This window comes from Acinetobacter sp. Ag2 (assembly GCF_001005515.1).
GTDB classification, from domain to species: domain Bacteria; phylum Pseudomonadota; class Gammaproteobacteria; order Pseudomonadales; family Moraxellaceae; genus Acinetobacter; species Acinetobacter bereziniae.
This window is the reverse complement of the sequence record NZ_LBNA01000053.1, coordinates 1-17,087: the sequence shown is the minus strand read 5'-3', so window position 1 is coordinate 17,087 and position 17,087 is coordinate 1. Positions and strand designations below refer to the sequence as shown.

At 39.6% G+C, this 17,087-nt stretch carries 9 protein-coding genes; 3 read left to right on the top strand and 6 right to left on the bottom strand.

Annotated features, from left to right (window positions below):
- Positions 1–51: 51 nt before the first annotated feature.
- The gene (locus AAV97_RS13450; RefSeq protein WP_004825328.1) at positions 52–321 is read left to right on the top strand and encodes a YdcH family protein; all 270 of its coding nucleotides are present in this window, start codon (positions 52–54) and stop codon (positions 319–321) included.
- A gap of 7 nt (positions 322–328) precedes the next feature.
- Here AAV97_RS13450 and AAV97_RS13445 read toward each other — a convergent pair whose 3' ends face one another.
- From AAV97_RS13445 to rpsO, 3 genes are all read right to left on the bottom strand, one after another.
- Complete coding sequence (locus tag AAV97_RS13445; protein WP_046760835.1) at positions 329–1,552, bottom strand: magnesium transporter CorA family protein; 1,224 nt, start codon at positions 1,550–1,552, stop codon at positions 329–331.
- A gap of 147 nt (positions 1,553–1,699) precedes the next feature.
- A complete protein-coding gene (gene pnp, locus AAV97_RS13440; RefSeq protein WP_171064930.1) occupies positions 1,700–3,787 on the bottom strand; it encodes a polyribonucleotide nucleotidyltransferase in 2,088 nt (695 codons plus the stop codon).
- A gap of 255 nt (positions 3,788–4,042) precedes the next feature.
- Positions 4,043–4,312: a 30S ribosomal protein S15 gene (rpsO, locus tag AAV97_RS13435; protein ID WP_004725514.1), complete on the bottom strand. Its 270-nt coding sequence runs from the start codon at positions 4,310–4,312 to the stop codon at positions 4,043–4,045.
- Between the two features lie 282 nt (positions 4,313–4,594).
- Here rpsO and AAV97_RS13430 point away from each other — a divergent pair, with 282 nt between their 5' ends.
- The gene (locus AAV97_RS13430) at positions 4,595–5,893 is read left to right on the top strand and encodes a serine hydrolase domain-containing protein (protein ID WP_004825331.1); all 1,299 of its coding nucleotides are present in this window, start codon (positions 4,595–4,597) and stop codon (positions 5,891–5,893) included.
- A gap of 667 nt (positions 5,894–6,560) precedes the next feature.
- Here the strand turns inward: AAV97_RS13430 and recD are convergent.
- The 3 genes from recD to AAV97_RS13410 all read right to left on the bottom strand — a co-directional run bounded on the left by recD (position 6,561) and on the right by AAV97_RS13410 (position 15,913).
- Entirely contained in the window at positions 6,561–8,306 is a 1,746-nt protein-coding gene (gene recD, locus AAV97_RS13420; RefSeq protein WP_212771921.1) for an exodeoxyribonuclease V subunit alpha, read from the bottom strand.
- Positions 8,307–8,393: 87 nt separating this feature from the next.
- Complete coding sequence (locus AAV97_RS13415) at positions 8,394–12,188, bottom strand: UvrD-helicase domain-containing protein (RefSeq protein WP_046760833.1); 3,795 nt, start codon at positions 12,186–12,188, stop codon at positions 8,394–8,396.
- Positions 12,188–15,913, bottom strand: coding sequence for an exodeoxyribonuclease V subunit gamma (locus AAV97_RS13410; RefSeq protein ID WP_046760832.1), 3,726 nt, complete (start codon positions 15,911–15,913; stop codon positions 12,188–12,190). The genes AAV97_RS13415 and AAV97_RS13410 overlap by 1 nt, the downstream gene beginning before the upstream one ends.
- Before the next feature lie 184 nt (positions 15,914–16,097).
- Here AAV97_RS13410 and AAV97_RS13405 point away from each other — a divergent pair, with 184 nt between their 5' ends.
- On the top strand, positions 16,098–16,610 hold the full coding sequence (locus tag AAV97_RS13405) for a hypothetical protein (protein ID WP_004825336.1): 513 nt from the start codon (positions 16,098–16,100) through the stop codon (positions 16,608–16,610).
- The last annotated feature ends 477 nt before the right edge of the window (positions 16,611–17,087 follow it).

The following is a 17,087-nucleotide window of genomic DNA, read 5'->3' as shown; positions in this document are numbered from 1 at the left end:
TCCGTTTTTGTTTGATTGTTAGAATTTTTATGCAAGAGGTTATAGGCGCTAATGAATTCGAAAGTAATGAATAAAAAGTTGAAACACATGTTCCCAGAATATCGTGATCTCATGTGTATGCTAAAACAAGAAGATCCACATTTTGCCAAGCTTTTAATTGATCATGATGAACTGGATCGTGAAATCAGTCATCTTGAACTTGATCCCCTCAATCATATTCATGAAAATATTGAGCAACTTAAACGTAAAAAATTGAGATTAAAAGATCAACTCTATTTGATTTTACAAAAAACAGCTCATATCAATCCTCAACCAGAATAATATTTAATTATTTCAGTTTTGTGATTTTTTCAACTTCCTTCATGGTTTGTTTGATCGGCTCATAATCCAAAAACCAGAGTAAATTCACGTGTTGATTTTTATGTTGTTGTGCCAACATATCAATCACACTTCTTTCACCACGTCCAACCAAATGACGGCGGTAAAAGTAGATTAATAAGCCGATCGTACATGCCAGCATCACCCCAAGCATAATCCAGAATCCCATTGGACTACGCAAACCGGGAATAAATTCAAAATTCATTCCATAAACACCCGTTAATAAGGTGAGTGGTGCAAATACCGCAGTAATAATGGCAAGTATTCGCATGTTTTCATTGGTTTGATTGGCGATCGCTGAAAAATGTAAATCAATTGCTGTTTGGATGGCTGTGCTTAATCTCACCGTATACTTTTGGATACGTTCGACATGGCTCACCAAATCATCGACTCGAACCAAAATAATATCTTGCTTTTCACTATGCTTTTTACCCTTTAAATGGGCATAGTTTTCAACAATTTCATCTCGAAGTTCCTGTAAAGAATCAATTTGCTCTTCACATAGGTTTTCGATTTGTTGAAACACCATATTCTCTTGAAATAGCTGATGCCATTTTGAAAAGCGACGATTGCCTTGCAAAAGTTCTTGTTGCCAAAACTCGACACGGCGTGAAAGCGGATTGCGCAAATCCAGATAGCCATCAATCATGCTATTTAATAAACGTAATGCTAAATCTAAGGGTGTTCTCGGGAGTTTGCGTGGTTTGTTTTGCTCTTCTAAATCCTTATTCATGATATTCAGGATACGAGCTAAATAGCTTTCAAAGGCATGGTTGCCCCGCTCACGTACGGTGATTAAAGCTTGGGGGGTAATAATAAAACTGACTGGAGATGTCGCTAAACCAAAAACACGATCATGTTGTTCTAATGCCGTGTCACCACTACTGATCTGATCATCTGGGGTAATCAGTTTCCGAAAAATTAATAAATCATAATCTTCCATCGTATCAAAGGCACATGGGTGTTCGATGTTTAAAATATCTCGAATATGATATTCATTGAGATGAACGTCCGTATCATTATGAATTTCTTTTTGCCATTGCTCCGCACGATTAACTACATCTTCACGCGTACAATCCACCCAAACGAACTGTTGTTCTGCATCGAGCACAGGTTGTTTCTGTATACAAGTATAAGGTTCATCAGGATGCTGAAAAAAATAGAAACTTTGCATATTCACAGTAATTATTGATCTTTCTTGCTATGCATCATGCCATAAAAAAAGCCCTGAGCAAGCCAAAGTTGTTACTTTGGCAAAACTCAAGGCGGGCTTTTTTTATTAGACTTTAAACAAACTAAAAAGGTCTAAAGCCTTGCAAGCTTATGCTTGGTCTACATCTTTCATCGTTAATTTAATACGACCACGGTTGTCTACATCAGCAACTTGAACTTTAACATCTTGACCTTCAGCCAAAATATCTGTCACGTTTGCAACACGTTCATTTGAAATTTGTGAGATGTGAAGTAAACCATCTGTACCCGGCATAATGTTTACAAATGCACCGAATTCAACAATACGAATCACTTTACCTGGGTAGATTTTACCTGGTTCAACTTCTGCAGTAAGTGCTTGGATTTTTGCAATCGCTGCTTGAGCTGCTGCTTTAGTTTCACCAAATACACGTACTGTGCCGTTGTCTTCGATATCAATTGCCGCTTTAGTTTCTTCAGTGATTTGACGAATTGTCGCACCACCTTTACCAATCACATCACGGATCTTATCAGGGTTGATGTTGATCACTTGGAATGTTGGCGCATGCATTGAAATTTCAGGGCGAGCACGTGAAATCACTTGGTTCATTGCATTAAGAATATGCATACGACCTGCATATGCTTGATTCAACGCAACTTCCATAATTTCTTCTGTGATTCCTTCGATTTTGATGTCCATTTGAAGTGCAGTAATACCGTTTGCAGAACCTGCAACTTTAAAGTCCATATCACCTAAGTGGTCTTCATCACCTAAGATGTCAGAAAGCACAGCAAAACGCTCACCTTCTTTTACCAGACCCATTGCAATACCAGCAACTGGCGCTTTAAGTGGAACACCTGCATCCATAAGTGACAATGATGCACCACATACAGAAGCCATTGAAGATGAACCATTTGATTCAGTAATGTCAGACACGATACGAATCACATACGGGAAGCGATCAGCTGGTGGAAGTACCGCTTGAACACCACGGCGAGCCAAACGACCATGACCAATTTCACGGCGTTTAGGACCAGATTCACGACCTGTCTCACCCACAGAGTATGCAGGGAAGTTATAGTGCAACATGAAGTTGTCAGTTTTTGTACCCGCTAAAGTATCAACCATCAATGCATCACGTGTATTACCTAAAGTCGTTGTAACCAACGCCTGAGTTTCACCACGCGTAAACAATGCTGAACCATGAGCACGATCCAATACACCTACTTGTACGTCTAATGCGCGAACAGTTTTGGTATCACGACCGTCAATACGTGGTTTACCTGAAAGGATATTGTCACGCACTGTACGGTATTTTAAATCTTCAAAGAGTTCATTTAAGTCGTCAGCGATACCATCAACATCTTCTTCTGGAACAAACTGCGCAACAGCCTCAGCTTGTAAAGCATCTAATGCAGCATAACGGTCATGCTTAACCGCAATGGTATATGCTTCAGAGATTTTCGCTTCAAATGCGTCTTTTAATTTTGCACGAAGGTCTTCGTTTTTAACTGGAGCAGTCCAAGTTGACTCTGTTGCACCAGCGGCAGCAGCAAATTCTTTAATCGCTTGGATCGCAATTTGCATTTCATCATGACCGAAAAGCACAGCACCCAACATTTGGTCTTCTGAAAGCTCTTTCGCTTCAGACTCAACCATCAATACCGCAGATTCTGTACCTGCAACAACAAGATCAAGATCAGATTGAGCAAGTTGTTCTAAATTTGGGTTAAGAACATATTCACCGTTGATTAAACCAACACGCGCACCACCGATTGGACCACGGAAAGGTGTGCCAGCGATAGCTAAAGCTGCTGAAGTACCCAACATTGCAGCGATATCGGCTTCCATTGTTTTATCAGAAGAAACAACTGTAGCAGTCACTTGGATTTCGTTATAGTAACCTTCCGGGAACAATGGGCGAATTGGACGGTCAATAAGACGAGAAATTAAAGTTTCTGACTCTGAAGCACGACCTTCACGCTTACCATATCCACCTGGGATACGACCTGCAGCATATTGTTTTTCTTGATAGTTTACTGTAAGTGGAAAAAAGTCTTGTCCTGCTTTAGCAGTAGGTTGTGCAACGACAGCTACAAGAACAGTTACACCACCCATAGTGATCAATACAGTGTTTGCTTGACGAGCAACACGACCTGTTTCTAATACAACTTGATGTTGACCATATTGAAATTCTTTACGAATAACATTAAACATTGACATGTATTTTTGTTTCCTAATTTTATTCTAGTGGAGACCCCTAAGGTTTGGCATTCATATCTGTTACATAAATGACAAAGCTTAGAAGCCGACCTCACTAGACAATAAATCTTTATTTAGACTAATTTTAAACACGAAGAAGGAGCGAATATTCGCCCCTTCCCTTTTATCCAGTAAATACTGGATAGACTTTAGTTTTCATCAATACAGCATTCAGCATGCAATAATCCGAAAATAAAAGTTTAAATCGAATTAACGACGTAAACCTAAAGCAGCAATCAAATCGCTATAACGAGTAGCATCTTTACCTTTAAGGTAGTCAAGAAGCTTACGACGTTGGTTAACCATACGGATCAAACCACGACGGCTATGATGGTCGTGTTTGTGTTCTTTGAAGTGACCTTGCAAATCATTGATTTGAGCAGTCAATAAAGCAACTTGTACTTCTGGTGAACCAGTGTCATTTTCAGCACGAGCGAATTTTGCAACGATCTCTGCGCGATCTGCGTTTGTTAAAGCCATTCGATTTCTCCGAGATGCTTAATTTAAATACTTGATACAAATCAAATTGATTCTTCAAAACCAATTTAACTGCCGTGCATCACTACAGCAGAGGCTTATTTTAAAGGAAGTATGTTGAGATTGCAAAAATATTGTACATCTCAGTTCTAGCAAGTTTCACTTGATGATAAAAGCACATCAATATTGCACTTTTTTTACACAGTGCATGGCAATTCGGACACAGACATTTATCTCGACTCAGTTCACACTTGTTCTGAATAAAAATAAGCATGGACAACGATTGTGAAGTTATTTTCGACCAACACCTGTTTTGTACCCAAGGATTTGGGCAGCATCACCAGTAGTAAAAATGAAGTTCATCCTGAACTTGGGGGAATGACAGTAAAACAAGTAGATAAAATCTGGCAGAGTATTGAACACCTTTATCAAACAGGTAATCATCCTCTGATCAGTGTGTGTTTAAGACGTAAAGGTCAAATCATATTGAACCGCAGTTTGGGGCATGCCTCAGGAAACTCTGCGGATGGTTTAGCCAAAAATGCCGTGATTGCAAATCCAGATACCCCCATTTGCTTATTTTCAGCATCCAAAATGATTACCGCCATCTTGATTCACATGTTAGATGAAACAGGTGAAATCAACTTATTGGACCCGATCAGTCATTACATTCCTGAATATGCACAAAATGGCAAACGCCGTGCCACAATCTTTCATTTACTGTCGCATCGTGGCGGCATTCCACGTATAGAAATGGAAGTCACCCCAGAGCTCTTATTTGATAAAGATCAAATTTTACAATATCTCTATGCTGCACAGCCGATTTCCCCTGCAGGCTCACATTTAGCTTACCATGCAGTCACAGCAGGTTATATTCTCGGTGAATTGATCGAGCGCGTGACTGGACAAGATCTCCGTCAATTTCTCCATGAAAAAATTGAAAAACCCATGAATATGCCGTTTTTCAATTATGGTTTAAAACCTGAATATCGCGATCAAGTCGCGCTGAATTATCCGACTGGTGTACATCCAAAACTTGGAACTGATTTATATTTAAATCATGTTTTAGGTGGGGGATTACAACTTGCGGTAGATGTAACCAATGATCCACGCTTTATGGATACTGTCTGCCCTGCTGGCAACATTTATACCAGTGCAGAACAAGCCAACCGTTTTTTTGAAATGTTGTTGAATGGCGGAGAATATCAGGGCAAACGGATCATGAGCCCAGAAACGGTTTTCCGTGCAACGCTACCAACATCCACCACCAATATTGATCGAACGCTACTTGCCCCTATGCGCTATGCATTAGGTCCAATGTTAGGCAGCAATCCTTTGGGTATTTTTGGTCCAATGACAGGACAAGCGTTTGGTCATCTTGGATTTTCCAATATCTTATGCTGGGCTGATCCTCAACGCGATATTAGTGTCAGTATTTTAAATACAGGAAAAGCCGTCATGGGTACACATATTCCTGCTTTGGCACAAACACTTTATCAAATTTCCAATAACTGCCCTAAAATCCCGAAAGCACAACGTCGTGCTGTATTTGGTACAGATCGTACTGAAACAGAATTGGTTTAAATCAGAAAGTAAGATATGAAAAAGCCCTAAGATTACTCTTAGGGCTTTTCCGTTGCGCTGTAGTTTCTTGTTTAGTTATTGTCGGTATCTTATTTATTATCTTTATTGTGCTCTCGACACTTATTGTTTTATCACTGACATTCATTTTCACAACCATGTGACCAATTATGTCCATATATGACTTATTATGCATGTCAAATATGTAAGACAAAAGTCGTATTTAACTCATCTTTATGTGAGAAATTGCGTACAGAAAAATGACCGTGGTGAGTTTCATAAAAAGCCTTTTAAAATGTGATAGATGACATAATAAATGTAGATTTCAAGTATAATTTTTAATCTAAACTAACAAAAATAAAAGATGAACCTATCATAATTTGAAAACTAGAGTGGCAATCCCTTGGCAATAAAAAAGCCCTGTAGTCTCTCCCAAAACTACAAGGCTTAGCGGCTGTAAGTTTCCTCTTTTATTACTTACTTTCTTGTAAGTTCGCAGTCTCACGACTTCAAGTTGTTCTTATTTTGCGATTTTACTCAACGATCCTTGCCGAGCTCTTTATGGCTTCATCATCTCAAAAACTAACATGAAGCTCTATGCGCAAATCTCTCGAATTCATGTAAGCAATTTCGTACAATGTTCAAATTATCAATTTAAACTTCAAAATAATTATACCGCATTAACCATCCTAACCAATCCACTAGTACGTGTGGTCGCTATATTCAGAGATTGTACAAATGCGCTTTGATCCACCAAGAGACTGACCACAGACTTGGCTCGTGTAATTGCGGTGTAAATCAACTCTTGACTTAATAGCCGAGTTGCTGCCGAATCTAAAACCACTGCAGTATGAGTAAATTCTGAGCCTTGTGATTTATGAATCGTCAGTGCAAAAGCCGTCTGCATTGCTTTAGGCAAACGAGTTGCAGGAAACCATTTATCCAAGCTAGGGAAATAGACTTCGAATTGTCCCTGCTGTTGACGGTGTTTCAGACAAATCCCAATATCTCCGTTAGAGAGTCCTAATTGGTAATCATTGTAGGTCATCATCACAGGACGCCCCACATACCAATCACCTCGTTTGGATAGGGTCGGAATATATTCAAATAAAGCTTTTTCCATTTCTGTATTTAAACTGTTTAAACCCATTACCCCATGACGTATCGCGGTGAGAATCCGGTAACTGTCAAACGCGTGTACAACCATCTTGGCTTGATCATGTGCTGTGTCGGTATTCAAATAAACCTGAAGGCTTTCAAAATAAGTATGGAAACCTAAACTTAATTTCTTGTAGTAGCCCGCTAAATCAGCTTGCGCAATTTTTTCAGGAAGATACTCAAGTTGAATGACATCTTGCATGTCTGGTAATAAATCGACTGGTTTAAGTTCTCCTGCAACAACCACCTCTTGTTCAAAGTGTGCTAAAAGTTGCGATGGAGCAGTATCCAGCGTTTTTTGCATTTGAATAAACTTTGCCATTTTCCCAATCAATGCACCTTCTTTAAAGCGTTGACTGGTCATTAAATTAACCCGATGATCAGACAAAGTTTCCATCTGTTGCAGATCAGCAAGGACTGCACCGACATCCACTGAAGCCAATTGATTTGCATCGCCCAACAGGATTAAACGTCCATGTTCAGGAATCGCCTCAAACAGCATGGTTGCTAAATTTAAATCCAGCATCGAAGCTTCATCTACAACCACAACATCATAAGGCAGTGGTTGGCGTTGGTTAAAGCGCGGGGTCTGTTGATGACCTAATCCCAACAAACGATGCAAGGTCATCGGATTAAATAGATTTTGACTTAAACCAAAATGTTGTAATTTAGGATCAGACAAGGACTTCTGCAAAGCTTCCCCCATACGTTGTGCAGCTTTTCCTGTAGGTGCTGCCATCGCGATCCGAATATCTGGAGTTGCTTGATATAATACGGCAATGATTCTTGCCAAAGTATAGGTTTTACCTGTACCCGGTCCCCCCGTAATCATACTCAAAGCCGATTTCGCGACCATAGCCAAAGCCGCTTTTTGATGAGCATCAGTCAATAGTTCATCAAATTCCGAAACATCCACCTGAGCAGTAGATTGCACACTCAGACGTTTAATTTGTTGTGCCAAGCGTCTCTCAAGTTGCCAATAACGATAGAGATAAAGATATTCATGATCTTGTACAAACGGCGCAACTGCGCTTTCTGGGTTGTCTGCCTGAATCATCAAGGACTTTAACCCTGTTGTATTTTTATCCTTTACGGGAATACAACTATCACCCTGAGTGCTTGCCAAAAGTATTTCTTGTGCCAGTTCAAGTGCATGTTCATCTAATTTAGGGCTTGTGGAATACTGTGTTAAAACATATTTACTCCATGTCTCAATCCATTGTGGGACTTGGCTTTCTAAATCCTGTTGATTTTCCACACAGTTATCCTCAGAGTTATCTACAAGGTTTTCAACACAGTTATCCACATGATAACCTATTGTTTATACAGTTTTTCAAACAACTATTCACACAATTTCACTAGATTTATCCTCAACAAAATAGCCCAGTATCGCATCTAATCTCAAAATAAACTCTGTGGTGGGGCGCCAGAAATAATAGCCTTGACCGACTTGAGCATTCATACCACGTAAATACAAATAAGTTGCACCACCTAAATCCCGTTCAATTTGGTAGTCTTCAAGTTGGATTTTTAAATAGCGATGTAAAGCCACCAAATATAACGCTGCCTGCAACCAATAACTGGCATGTGACATACTCTCTTGCACGGCTTCTGAGGTATAGTTGTGTTGATCTGCACCCAGAAAATTACTTTTATAATCGGCAATATGATATTGCTGCCCATCAAAGAAAACCAAATCAATTGAGCCATTGAGATAACGGGCTGAACGAGCATCATTAAACTCAGGCATTTTTATTCCGTACTCATCAAATAACTGATAAATCCGTTGAATTGCCAAAACTCGATCTGAAAGCGATAAATAGAATGGGAACTCAGCCAAATGTTGATGAGGTTCAAGCTGTTTTAATTGGAAATTTTTGAGAATTGGTGTGGATAAGACCTCAGCCAGCCACTCAGCAACCCAAGTCAGCAAAGTTTCTTCAGCATTGGATTGAGCTAAAGCATTCTCCTCGACAGTTTGGTTTAAAAAAGCCAGTCGGTATTTTTCAAGCAATTCCGTCCATAAACTGGAGTAGTCATTTTTAAAACGTCGACGAATTTCAAGATGCCAATATCGTGTATCCTGAAAATCAATATGTTCAAAGATTTCATGCAAGAAATTTCCTGCAATGGTGCCCATTGGAAAATTGGCTTTGATCCATGCAATCGGTTGCTCAGGCTGTGTTTGCTGAATAATTTCAATCATCGGCTGTTGAATTTCATCTTCTGCACGGTCTTGCTTTTGTTCAGAAACTGCCAAGGCATCTTGGATTTGCTGTCGTGTTAAATGTTGGGCCAACGCACTAAAACTGGTTTTTCCCCGCGGATAAAAACGCTGTGTTGGAAATGCTTGTGCAATTAATGGTAAAGGATGTTCAGACTTAGGTTTTTCCAGTATTTTAGGACGCTCAGTCAGTAAGTCTTCCATACAGCTACCGATATGCTGAAAAACATCAGCACCTTGACCCCGCCAAAATGCCAAGCCTGTTGTCGACTTTTCTTTGGTATCACTCAACATGGCATAAACACGATAACTGGCACGAGTCAACGCCACATACCACAAACGATGATGTTCTGCTAAAGCACGCTCATTATGTTGTTCGATATCTTTTTTATCCAGTAAATTACTGTCATTAACAGCCACCACACGCTGTTGTTCAGTCTGCCCTGTCTGGCTATTTAATTGGACTGCTGTCGAAAAGTTCAAAGTCTTATTGATTTCTTTAAACTCTTTGTCTGCACCCAGTAAAAAAACAAATTTAAACTCTAAACCCTTCGATTGGTGAATGGTCATCAACTGGACCCCTGCCTCATTGGACAGTTTACGCTCCATTTCCCACTCTCGTTCCATTGGTGCAGTCAGCTGTTTTAAATACCAATGATAAAGATTTTGCGCACCTTGATATGTTTCACTGTGTTGGCTGAGCAGTTCAGTTAAATGACGTAAATTCACCACCACACGCTCATTATCACGACTACGCTTTTCCACCAGTTTTTTCCAGACCGCACACTGATTGAGTAGATATTGCCAAGCAGTTAAGAAACCTTGATTCAGCCATATTTCACGGACCTGATCAAACAACTCGATGTATTCACTTAAGCCATCTGCATGCTGTTCTAAGGCAATCAAATCTTTTAAGCTCAAACCCATCATACGACTTAATACAGCACGTTTTACTTTCGCTTCATGGTAAGGGTGCAAAATTGCAGTCAGTACAGCACCAACATCATGGGCAATCTGACTTTCAAAAACACTTTTTTTCGAAGGTCGATTGGTGCGAATCCCCAGAAACTCTAACGCAGCTTGTGCCTTGTCTAGCCCATCGTGGTTTTTCGATAAAATAGCAATGTCATTTTCATCTAACGGACGCTGCGCGGATTTCTCCTTAAACAATAAACTGCCTTGAATACCTTGATTGAGCAAATCACGGATTTTCCATGCCACTTGTTCTGCTTCAAGCTGTTTATCTGCTAATTTGAGCCATCTTAAAGGTTGAGGATTTATCTGTCCCTGATCCAACAGATCTGGATGGGGGCGACTACCTGCTTGCACAGGGGTATAGATCACCTGCTCGCCAAAATCCATTTGTCTTTGAAATAAGGCATCGACCACCTCAACCAAGGGTTTTACTGAACGATGGTTATAGATCAAGTTATATTCATTGCCATCTTTACCAAACACATCCTGATGTGCTTTTAAAAAAGTCAGCATGTCCCCACCACGGAAACCATAAATCGCTTGTTTACGATCACCCACCATGATCATACAGCCATTCTTAACTCGACTTGGATGACGCCAAATTTGCGCTAACATATCGTCTTGATCTTGGTTGGTATCCTGAAACTCATCAACCAAAATTAAGGGATAACGTGCATGGACAAAAGTAGCAAACCGTTGTCCTTGTTCACCTTGTAAAGCTTCCGCAAGCGTTCGAATTTGCTGGGCAAAGGTTGTTTCACCCTTTTGCTGTAATACTTGTGGCAAGCGCTGTTTCACTTCTTGCGCCAAATAATATTTAAGAAAAGTATTGGTTCCGAGCAACTGATTTTCAAATACTTCGATTTGCGCATAGATACTCAACAGCTGTTGAACAATCGGATGTTGATAAAATCCCAGCTGTACATGTTCAGGGGCTGCTTTCTTAAAGATCTGTTGTTCACGAAGCACTTTGATTAAAGTGGAAAAATCAGACTTTTCCACTGCCAACCCGGAACTCAAATAATGTTTATAGCCCTGTTGTTGGGTGGTTTGAATAATTTGTGGCAGACTCTTGGTAAAAATACGATGAAAACGATCACTCCTAAATTTTGTCCCATTACAAAACTTATAATAATCACCGTCCAATAAATAATAAGCTTCAAGTGTTTGTAACTGTTGCAATTGAATTTGCGACAGTTGTTCTATTGCCTGTTGAAATGATTGAGCATCCACAGTAGAAAATTGTGGCTCAACAAATTTTGCCGATGCGAAATTTAAACTTTGCTCAACTGTCGATGCATAGTAGTCGACACCATGTAACTCTCCTGCAAACATCAAACTATCGACAATATCTTGCGGTTGTTTTTGAATCCATGCCCTTAAAACATCATGAATCAATTGATAAGTATAGCTTTTTGCATCATCAGTAATTTCTGCACGTTCAATCTTGCCACTTTCAAAAGCAAATTCACGTAATAGTTTTTGACTAAAGCTATCTAAGGTCCCCACAAACAATTCATCAAGTTGATCAATCACCAGTTTTAGACGTTCACAGGCATAAGCCACTTGCGATGCAAATGTTTTCAACAACTTAGAAAATAAAGGATCGGTTTCCTGCTGGGCTTTGTTTAAAACCTGTGATTCAGTCAGCTCTCGACAGGATTCAAAATAGTGAAACGTATCTTGTAAACGTGAACGAATCCGACTTTTCAACTCTGCAGCAGCTTTTCGAGTAAATGTAGTTGCAATCACTTGGCTTGGTAAGTATTTTTCTAAAAAAATCCGCACCATCAAACTGGACAAGGTATAGGTTTTACCTGTACCTGCAGAAGCTTCGATCCAATGTAAACCAGCAAAGTGCATATCTTCAATCGGTTGAATCGAAACCTGCTTTTTTTTGCTACTGGCTGTGTTACTAAGCGATAAATTTACGGAAGTCATCATGATTCCTCCGCAACAGTTTGATACTGATAAATGGGTTGATACAGATCATACGCAAATTGATCACAAGCATGCTTGAGCAGTGCAGTCGCATCTTGTTCTTGCAAAATAAATTGCCAATCCCGATGCTTTTTACTCCACTCCATTTCCGTCAAATCATAAGGTAAAAATGCATCACTTTTATTCCACTCATTGAGTATTACTGTGAAATCCTCAATCACTGAACGACCAGAGTCTTCAGCTATCCAGGTCAATGTTTTATTATTTTCAGTGAGCTTCAACAACAATGCAGCGGGCAATACCAAAGGTTCAGACTGCCCATAAGCAAAGGCTTTAAACCATGCCAGTAGATACTGTTTTGCTTGTGCTGAACTTAATCCTGTATTGATGATCGTCACATCACTAAATACCGCAATCCGTTGTAAACCTTTCGACTGTTCGGCATCCAGATTTAAATAACTTAGCCACAACAAATACTCTAACCAAACTTTAGTACGACGTTTAGCACGACCACTTGAGGCATCTAAACTGACCCAATCTGTGCGCTGCTGTTGAGGCAAGGTAATGTTCATAACCAAACCAGATTCAATCCGCCACTGACGCTGTGTGGTCAATGTCACTTCAGGCGCATAATGCTTTAAGCGTGCTTTTAAACTGTCTTGTTCAGCCAAGCCGATTTGCCATGCACTGAGCTGAACCTTGCCTATCGGAAGTTGATTCTGCAATAACCGCATATCATTTACCGCAGCATCATCTACAGAATGAAGCGTCACCTTTTGTAAAAAATCTCGGATTTGATAACGTGCCAAGCCATCCAAAATCAAAGGTTCATTCAATGCTGGCATATCATCTGCGCTTAGATTTTCAACCCCCAAGGTTTTTAAATATAATCGTGCAGGGAAGGTCATATCTTGAATCCACTGCCCTGCATCCAATACCATAATATCCTCTTGAGCTGATGGATAAGGGGTATTCACCCAAGCATCACGTTGAGCCAATGCCTCTGTTTGACGAATCTGTTGTGCGACTTGGAACCATTGATCTTGATAGCGAATATGGTGTTGAGATTCAAATCCTCTTGGCTCAAAGGGCTGTAAAGTATGGACATGGTATAAAGTTTGAATCTGTTCTGGTACTTCAATTCCATCTAAGGACACGGTTTGTGCTACAGCAGTCAAGTTCTCAGGGCTTGTATTTGATGTGGATGTTGATTGCAAATGATCGGCTTGACTAATAAAGGCAATATGATTGATCAACTCTTGTAAGACACTCGATGGATCTCGAACCTCACCATCACTGACATCAAAGCCATTGTAAAATAACCATAGATTTTCTTGTGCCAACAGTAAAGCATCTAAAAATGCACCTTGATCATCATCCAAACGTGAACGATCACCCAACTGTGGTTTAAGGATTTGCATTAAGTCGAAAGGGACATGAACATCACGATCTGGGAATTTACCGCCATCCAAATTTAACAGTACGATCAGCTTATAAGGCAGCGGGCGAATTTGTCCGATCTGACTAAACGTAATCTGCCCTGTCGGTAAAGCCTGATCAATTTGCCCCTCTAATAAGTTTTGAATTTCATTGAGTAAATATGCCAAAGGCAAATCAATATCTTGGAGAATAGACTGTTCTTGCTCGTCATAGAAACTCGCCAAAGTCAGCATACGTTCTTGTTTTTTTACGATCTCACGTACCGTTTTTAAAGATTCGACACCTGCTTGTTCAAATTCAACAATATCCTGCATCAGCAATTTTAACCACGCTTCCACATTACATTTTAATGTGGTTTGCTTGCCGAGCTCATGTGCAATCATCCAATCTCTACGATGATCAAAGTCTTGGTAAATCTGTACCAAGGTCGTGATCAGCTCAAAATCAGCTGTAAAGACTTGCGCATAACTCAACACATTTTCAAATAATCGATGTTCTGGAATTGCAATGCCCAATACCAAACGATCCAATGCAAATTTAAAACTAAAACGAAAATCATCGTCATCTTGACTCAACGAACGCTTTAAGTGTTGCGCATCTAAACCACGTTTAAATCCAGCATTGATCAGCAATTCAATCATGCGTTCTGTATTAGCAATATCTAAATCATAACGTAATTGAGTCGCAGTTAAACTTAACCAATCTGCAAAATCTTCAATGCTAAAACGACTTTCAATCAATTGAATACGTCCTAGCACAGCACGCCAAGCATTATGAGCATCCAATGCCGTCACTCCTGCAATTTTCACAGGTAAATAAACACTGTCCTGATTCGGTGTATGTGGGAATACACTGCGAATCAGTGGCTCAATCTGTTTTAAGTCTGGCACTAAAACTAAAATATCATTTGGACGGCGAGGTTGATCTAGCGAGCTTTTGGCTAACCAAGCAATCAATTGATCTCTCAATACTTCAAGTTGTCTTAATGCAGAATGACATACATGAATCTGAATCGAATCATCCTCTTTTGCGATTGGATAAGCATGTGCCTCTGGCTCAACTAAATAAAGAATATCGGACTGGAGTTTAGTCAATAAATTAATCGGTTCTTCATCGACAAAAGCATCTACCCACTGTCCTTCTTCTCCAGAAGAAAGGTTGGAAAGAATCGAAAAATGATCACGCGCTTGTTTGCCAAAACGTGTCAATAAAGGATGACGAGATTCTCGAATTTCAGCATTAAAATTTAAGGTAAATTCATCGAAAAATTTTTGAATATCCGCATCTGTTGCATTGGGATTTTTGCCAATAAAGCGTTCTTTAACCCTTAAATCGTATTGTTTTTTCCAATTGGGATCGACACTGTCTGCCCAGTATTCTTGTGATGGATTGTAATGTAAAATCACCACATCCAGATATTGTCCAAGTCGTCTCAAAAACTGTAATTGACTGGGTGGCAAATCCAACAAGGTAAAGACAATCAGTTGACTTGGTAATTTTTTTAGAGCCTGTGGTCGTTGTTGAACATCCTCCATCACATGCCAAAAATCAGCATCAATACTCTGCATTTCAATAAAATCATCATGAAATGTATGTTGCCATAACCAACGTTGCCAGTTTTCCAGTTCTTGTGCCTGATTCAGCGTAAATGCTGAAATCTGCTGATTGGTCTTAAAAAATTGCTGTTCTAAATTCAGTGCTTCTCCACGCCCCCATTGCGCCAACCAATTACTTGGGCACTGACAAGCTTGATTCTGCGTACAGCCACGTAGACAATCAGCACGGTACAACATATAGTGACTAAACAGTTTTGAAACCTGCTCAGACACCCAATACAACATACTTTGCTTTTTCAGTTGTTTGTCTAAACCTTGTTGTAACTGTGAAGCGGCGTCATAGATCCGTTGAATAATAGAATGCAACGGATGGTCTTCAGCCAGACTATTTTCCTCATGTTCAATAAAGCTTTTTAAAGTCTGATAAATCCGCCACTTCATAATCAGACGTGGAATATTGGCTTTACGCACTTTGTCTTTATCATCAAGTACTTGTTGATAAGCAAACCATTGAAATCCACGGATACGCTGATGAAATTGGCTATTGGCGCTAATGCCCTGTTGTTCTGCGATACGTTGACTCAACCACTCCTGCACCGCAGGACTGGGTACAATAAAATGTTGCGTTTGCAAAACTGCAAAAGGATTTTTGGATGGCCGAATGGTATTTTGCAAAAGTCCTTGCACCAAGACATCAATGCGTTGGCTTTGAATCACATGTATTGCCATAATTCCTCGACTTTCAATATTCTATTGTCTATGTTCATGCACAAAACATAAACATTCGCCACTATACAACAACAATATACTATGGCATTTTTAAAACATTATTTGGAAATAACTTCACAATTTCAAGCTCAAACATGAGTTTCCAGAAATATGACAAAAAGCTTGAAACATAGGTATTTGATTTATGAAAATTGATAAAATTCCAGACTCGATTGATCCCACCTTGAATCTAGAACAGATTCGTGAAGAATGCTTAGAACTTGTCAAAAAGCGTTCCTATGTCTCCGCAGGTGCAGCTGTTGTACCAGTGCCATTTTTTGATGTGGTCATTGATGTCGGTATGTTGTCTTTCCTGATTCCTGAAATCAATGCTCGCTTTGGTTTAGCACCAGATCAAATCAGTGTTTATGATCCTGCCACCAAGAAAATCCACTGGAATGAACTGCGCAAACGTGGTTTCGAATTTTCAGGTTTAGTGGTGGCACGTACTGCTGTTAAAGCATCCTTTAACAATATGGCTGCAAAAATCATCACCAAACAAGTGACCAAATTCATTCCGCTTGGTGGTTCAATTATTGCTGCAAGTTTAGGCTATATTGTCATGAAAAAAGTGGCTGAAACGCATGTAGATGAATGTTATAAGCTTGCCAAAGGCATTCAGCAAAAACAACAAGCCAGCGTTGTTAAATATTCATAATCTCTATTTATACACTCATAAAGCGCGACTTAGTCCGCTTTATGAGACAAATCAACATAAAAAATGAACATAGAAAAAGAAAATTCGTCATTCAAGCACAAACCGATTTTTGATCCACGCCTCAACTTTTTTACGTTGAATTATATAGGCAAACCGCCTGATTATTCATACAAGTGATTTGGATGATTCATTTATTTTGAACTTTTGAATCATAAACAGTCTTGCTATCACGAGGCGACATGGATGTCGCCATGTTGAGCGGGGGTATTAGGATGTACCCCTCGCTCAACGGAAGATTTTTGTTACTTTTCATCTCTGAAAAGTAAAGTATCGCCTACGCAAAACAATTTAAACTTTAGAGCTAAAGCGTGGCTGTGCAAGCTTTAGATCATCAAACAATATATTGATCGCTTTAATCTTATTGATCAAGAGAAGTGATATTCTACTGTATGAATTTTTCAACAGATTGACTATATC

What these genes read in the sequence shown, in the direction of transcription:
- AAV97_RS13405 (WP_004825336.1), top strand. Translation starts at nt 16,098, where the DNA reads ATGAAAATTGATAAAATTCCAGACTCGATTGATCCCACCTTGAATCTA.
- pnp (WP_171064930.1), bottom strand. Translation starts at nt 3,787, where the DNA reads ATGTTTAATGTTATTCGTAAAGAATTTCAATATGGTCAACATCAAGTT.
- AAV97_RS13415 (WP_046760833.1), bottom strand. Translation starts at nt 12,188, where the DNA reads ATGACTTCCGTAAATTTATCGCTTAGTAACACAGCCAGTAGCAAAAAA.
- AAV97_RS13445 (WP_046760835.1), bottom strand. Translation starts at nt 1,552, where the DNA reads ATGCAAAGTTTCTATTTTTTTCAGCATCCTGATGAACCTTATACTTGT.
- AAV97_RS13410 (WP_046760832.1), bottom strand. Translation starts at nt 15,913, where the DNA reads ATGGCAATACATGTGATTCAAAGCCAACGCATTGATGTCTTGGTGCAA.
- rpsO (WP_004725514.1), bottom strand. Translation starts at nt 4,312, where the DNA reads ATGGCTTTAACAAACGCAGATCGCGCAGAGATCGTTGCAAAATTCGCT.
- AAV97_RS13450 (WP_004825328.1), top strand. Translation starts at nt 52, where the DNA reads ATGAATTCGAAAGTAATGAATAAAAAGTTGAAACACATGTTCCCAGAA.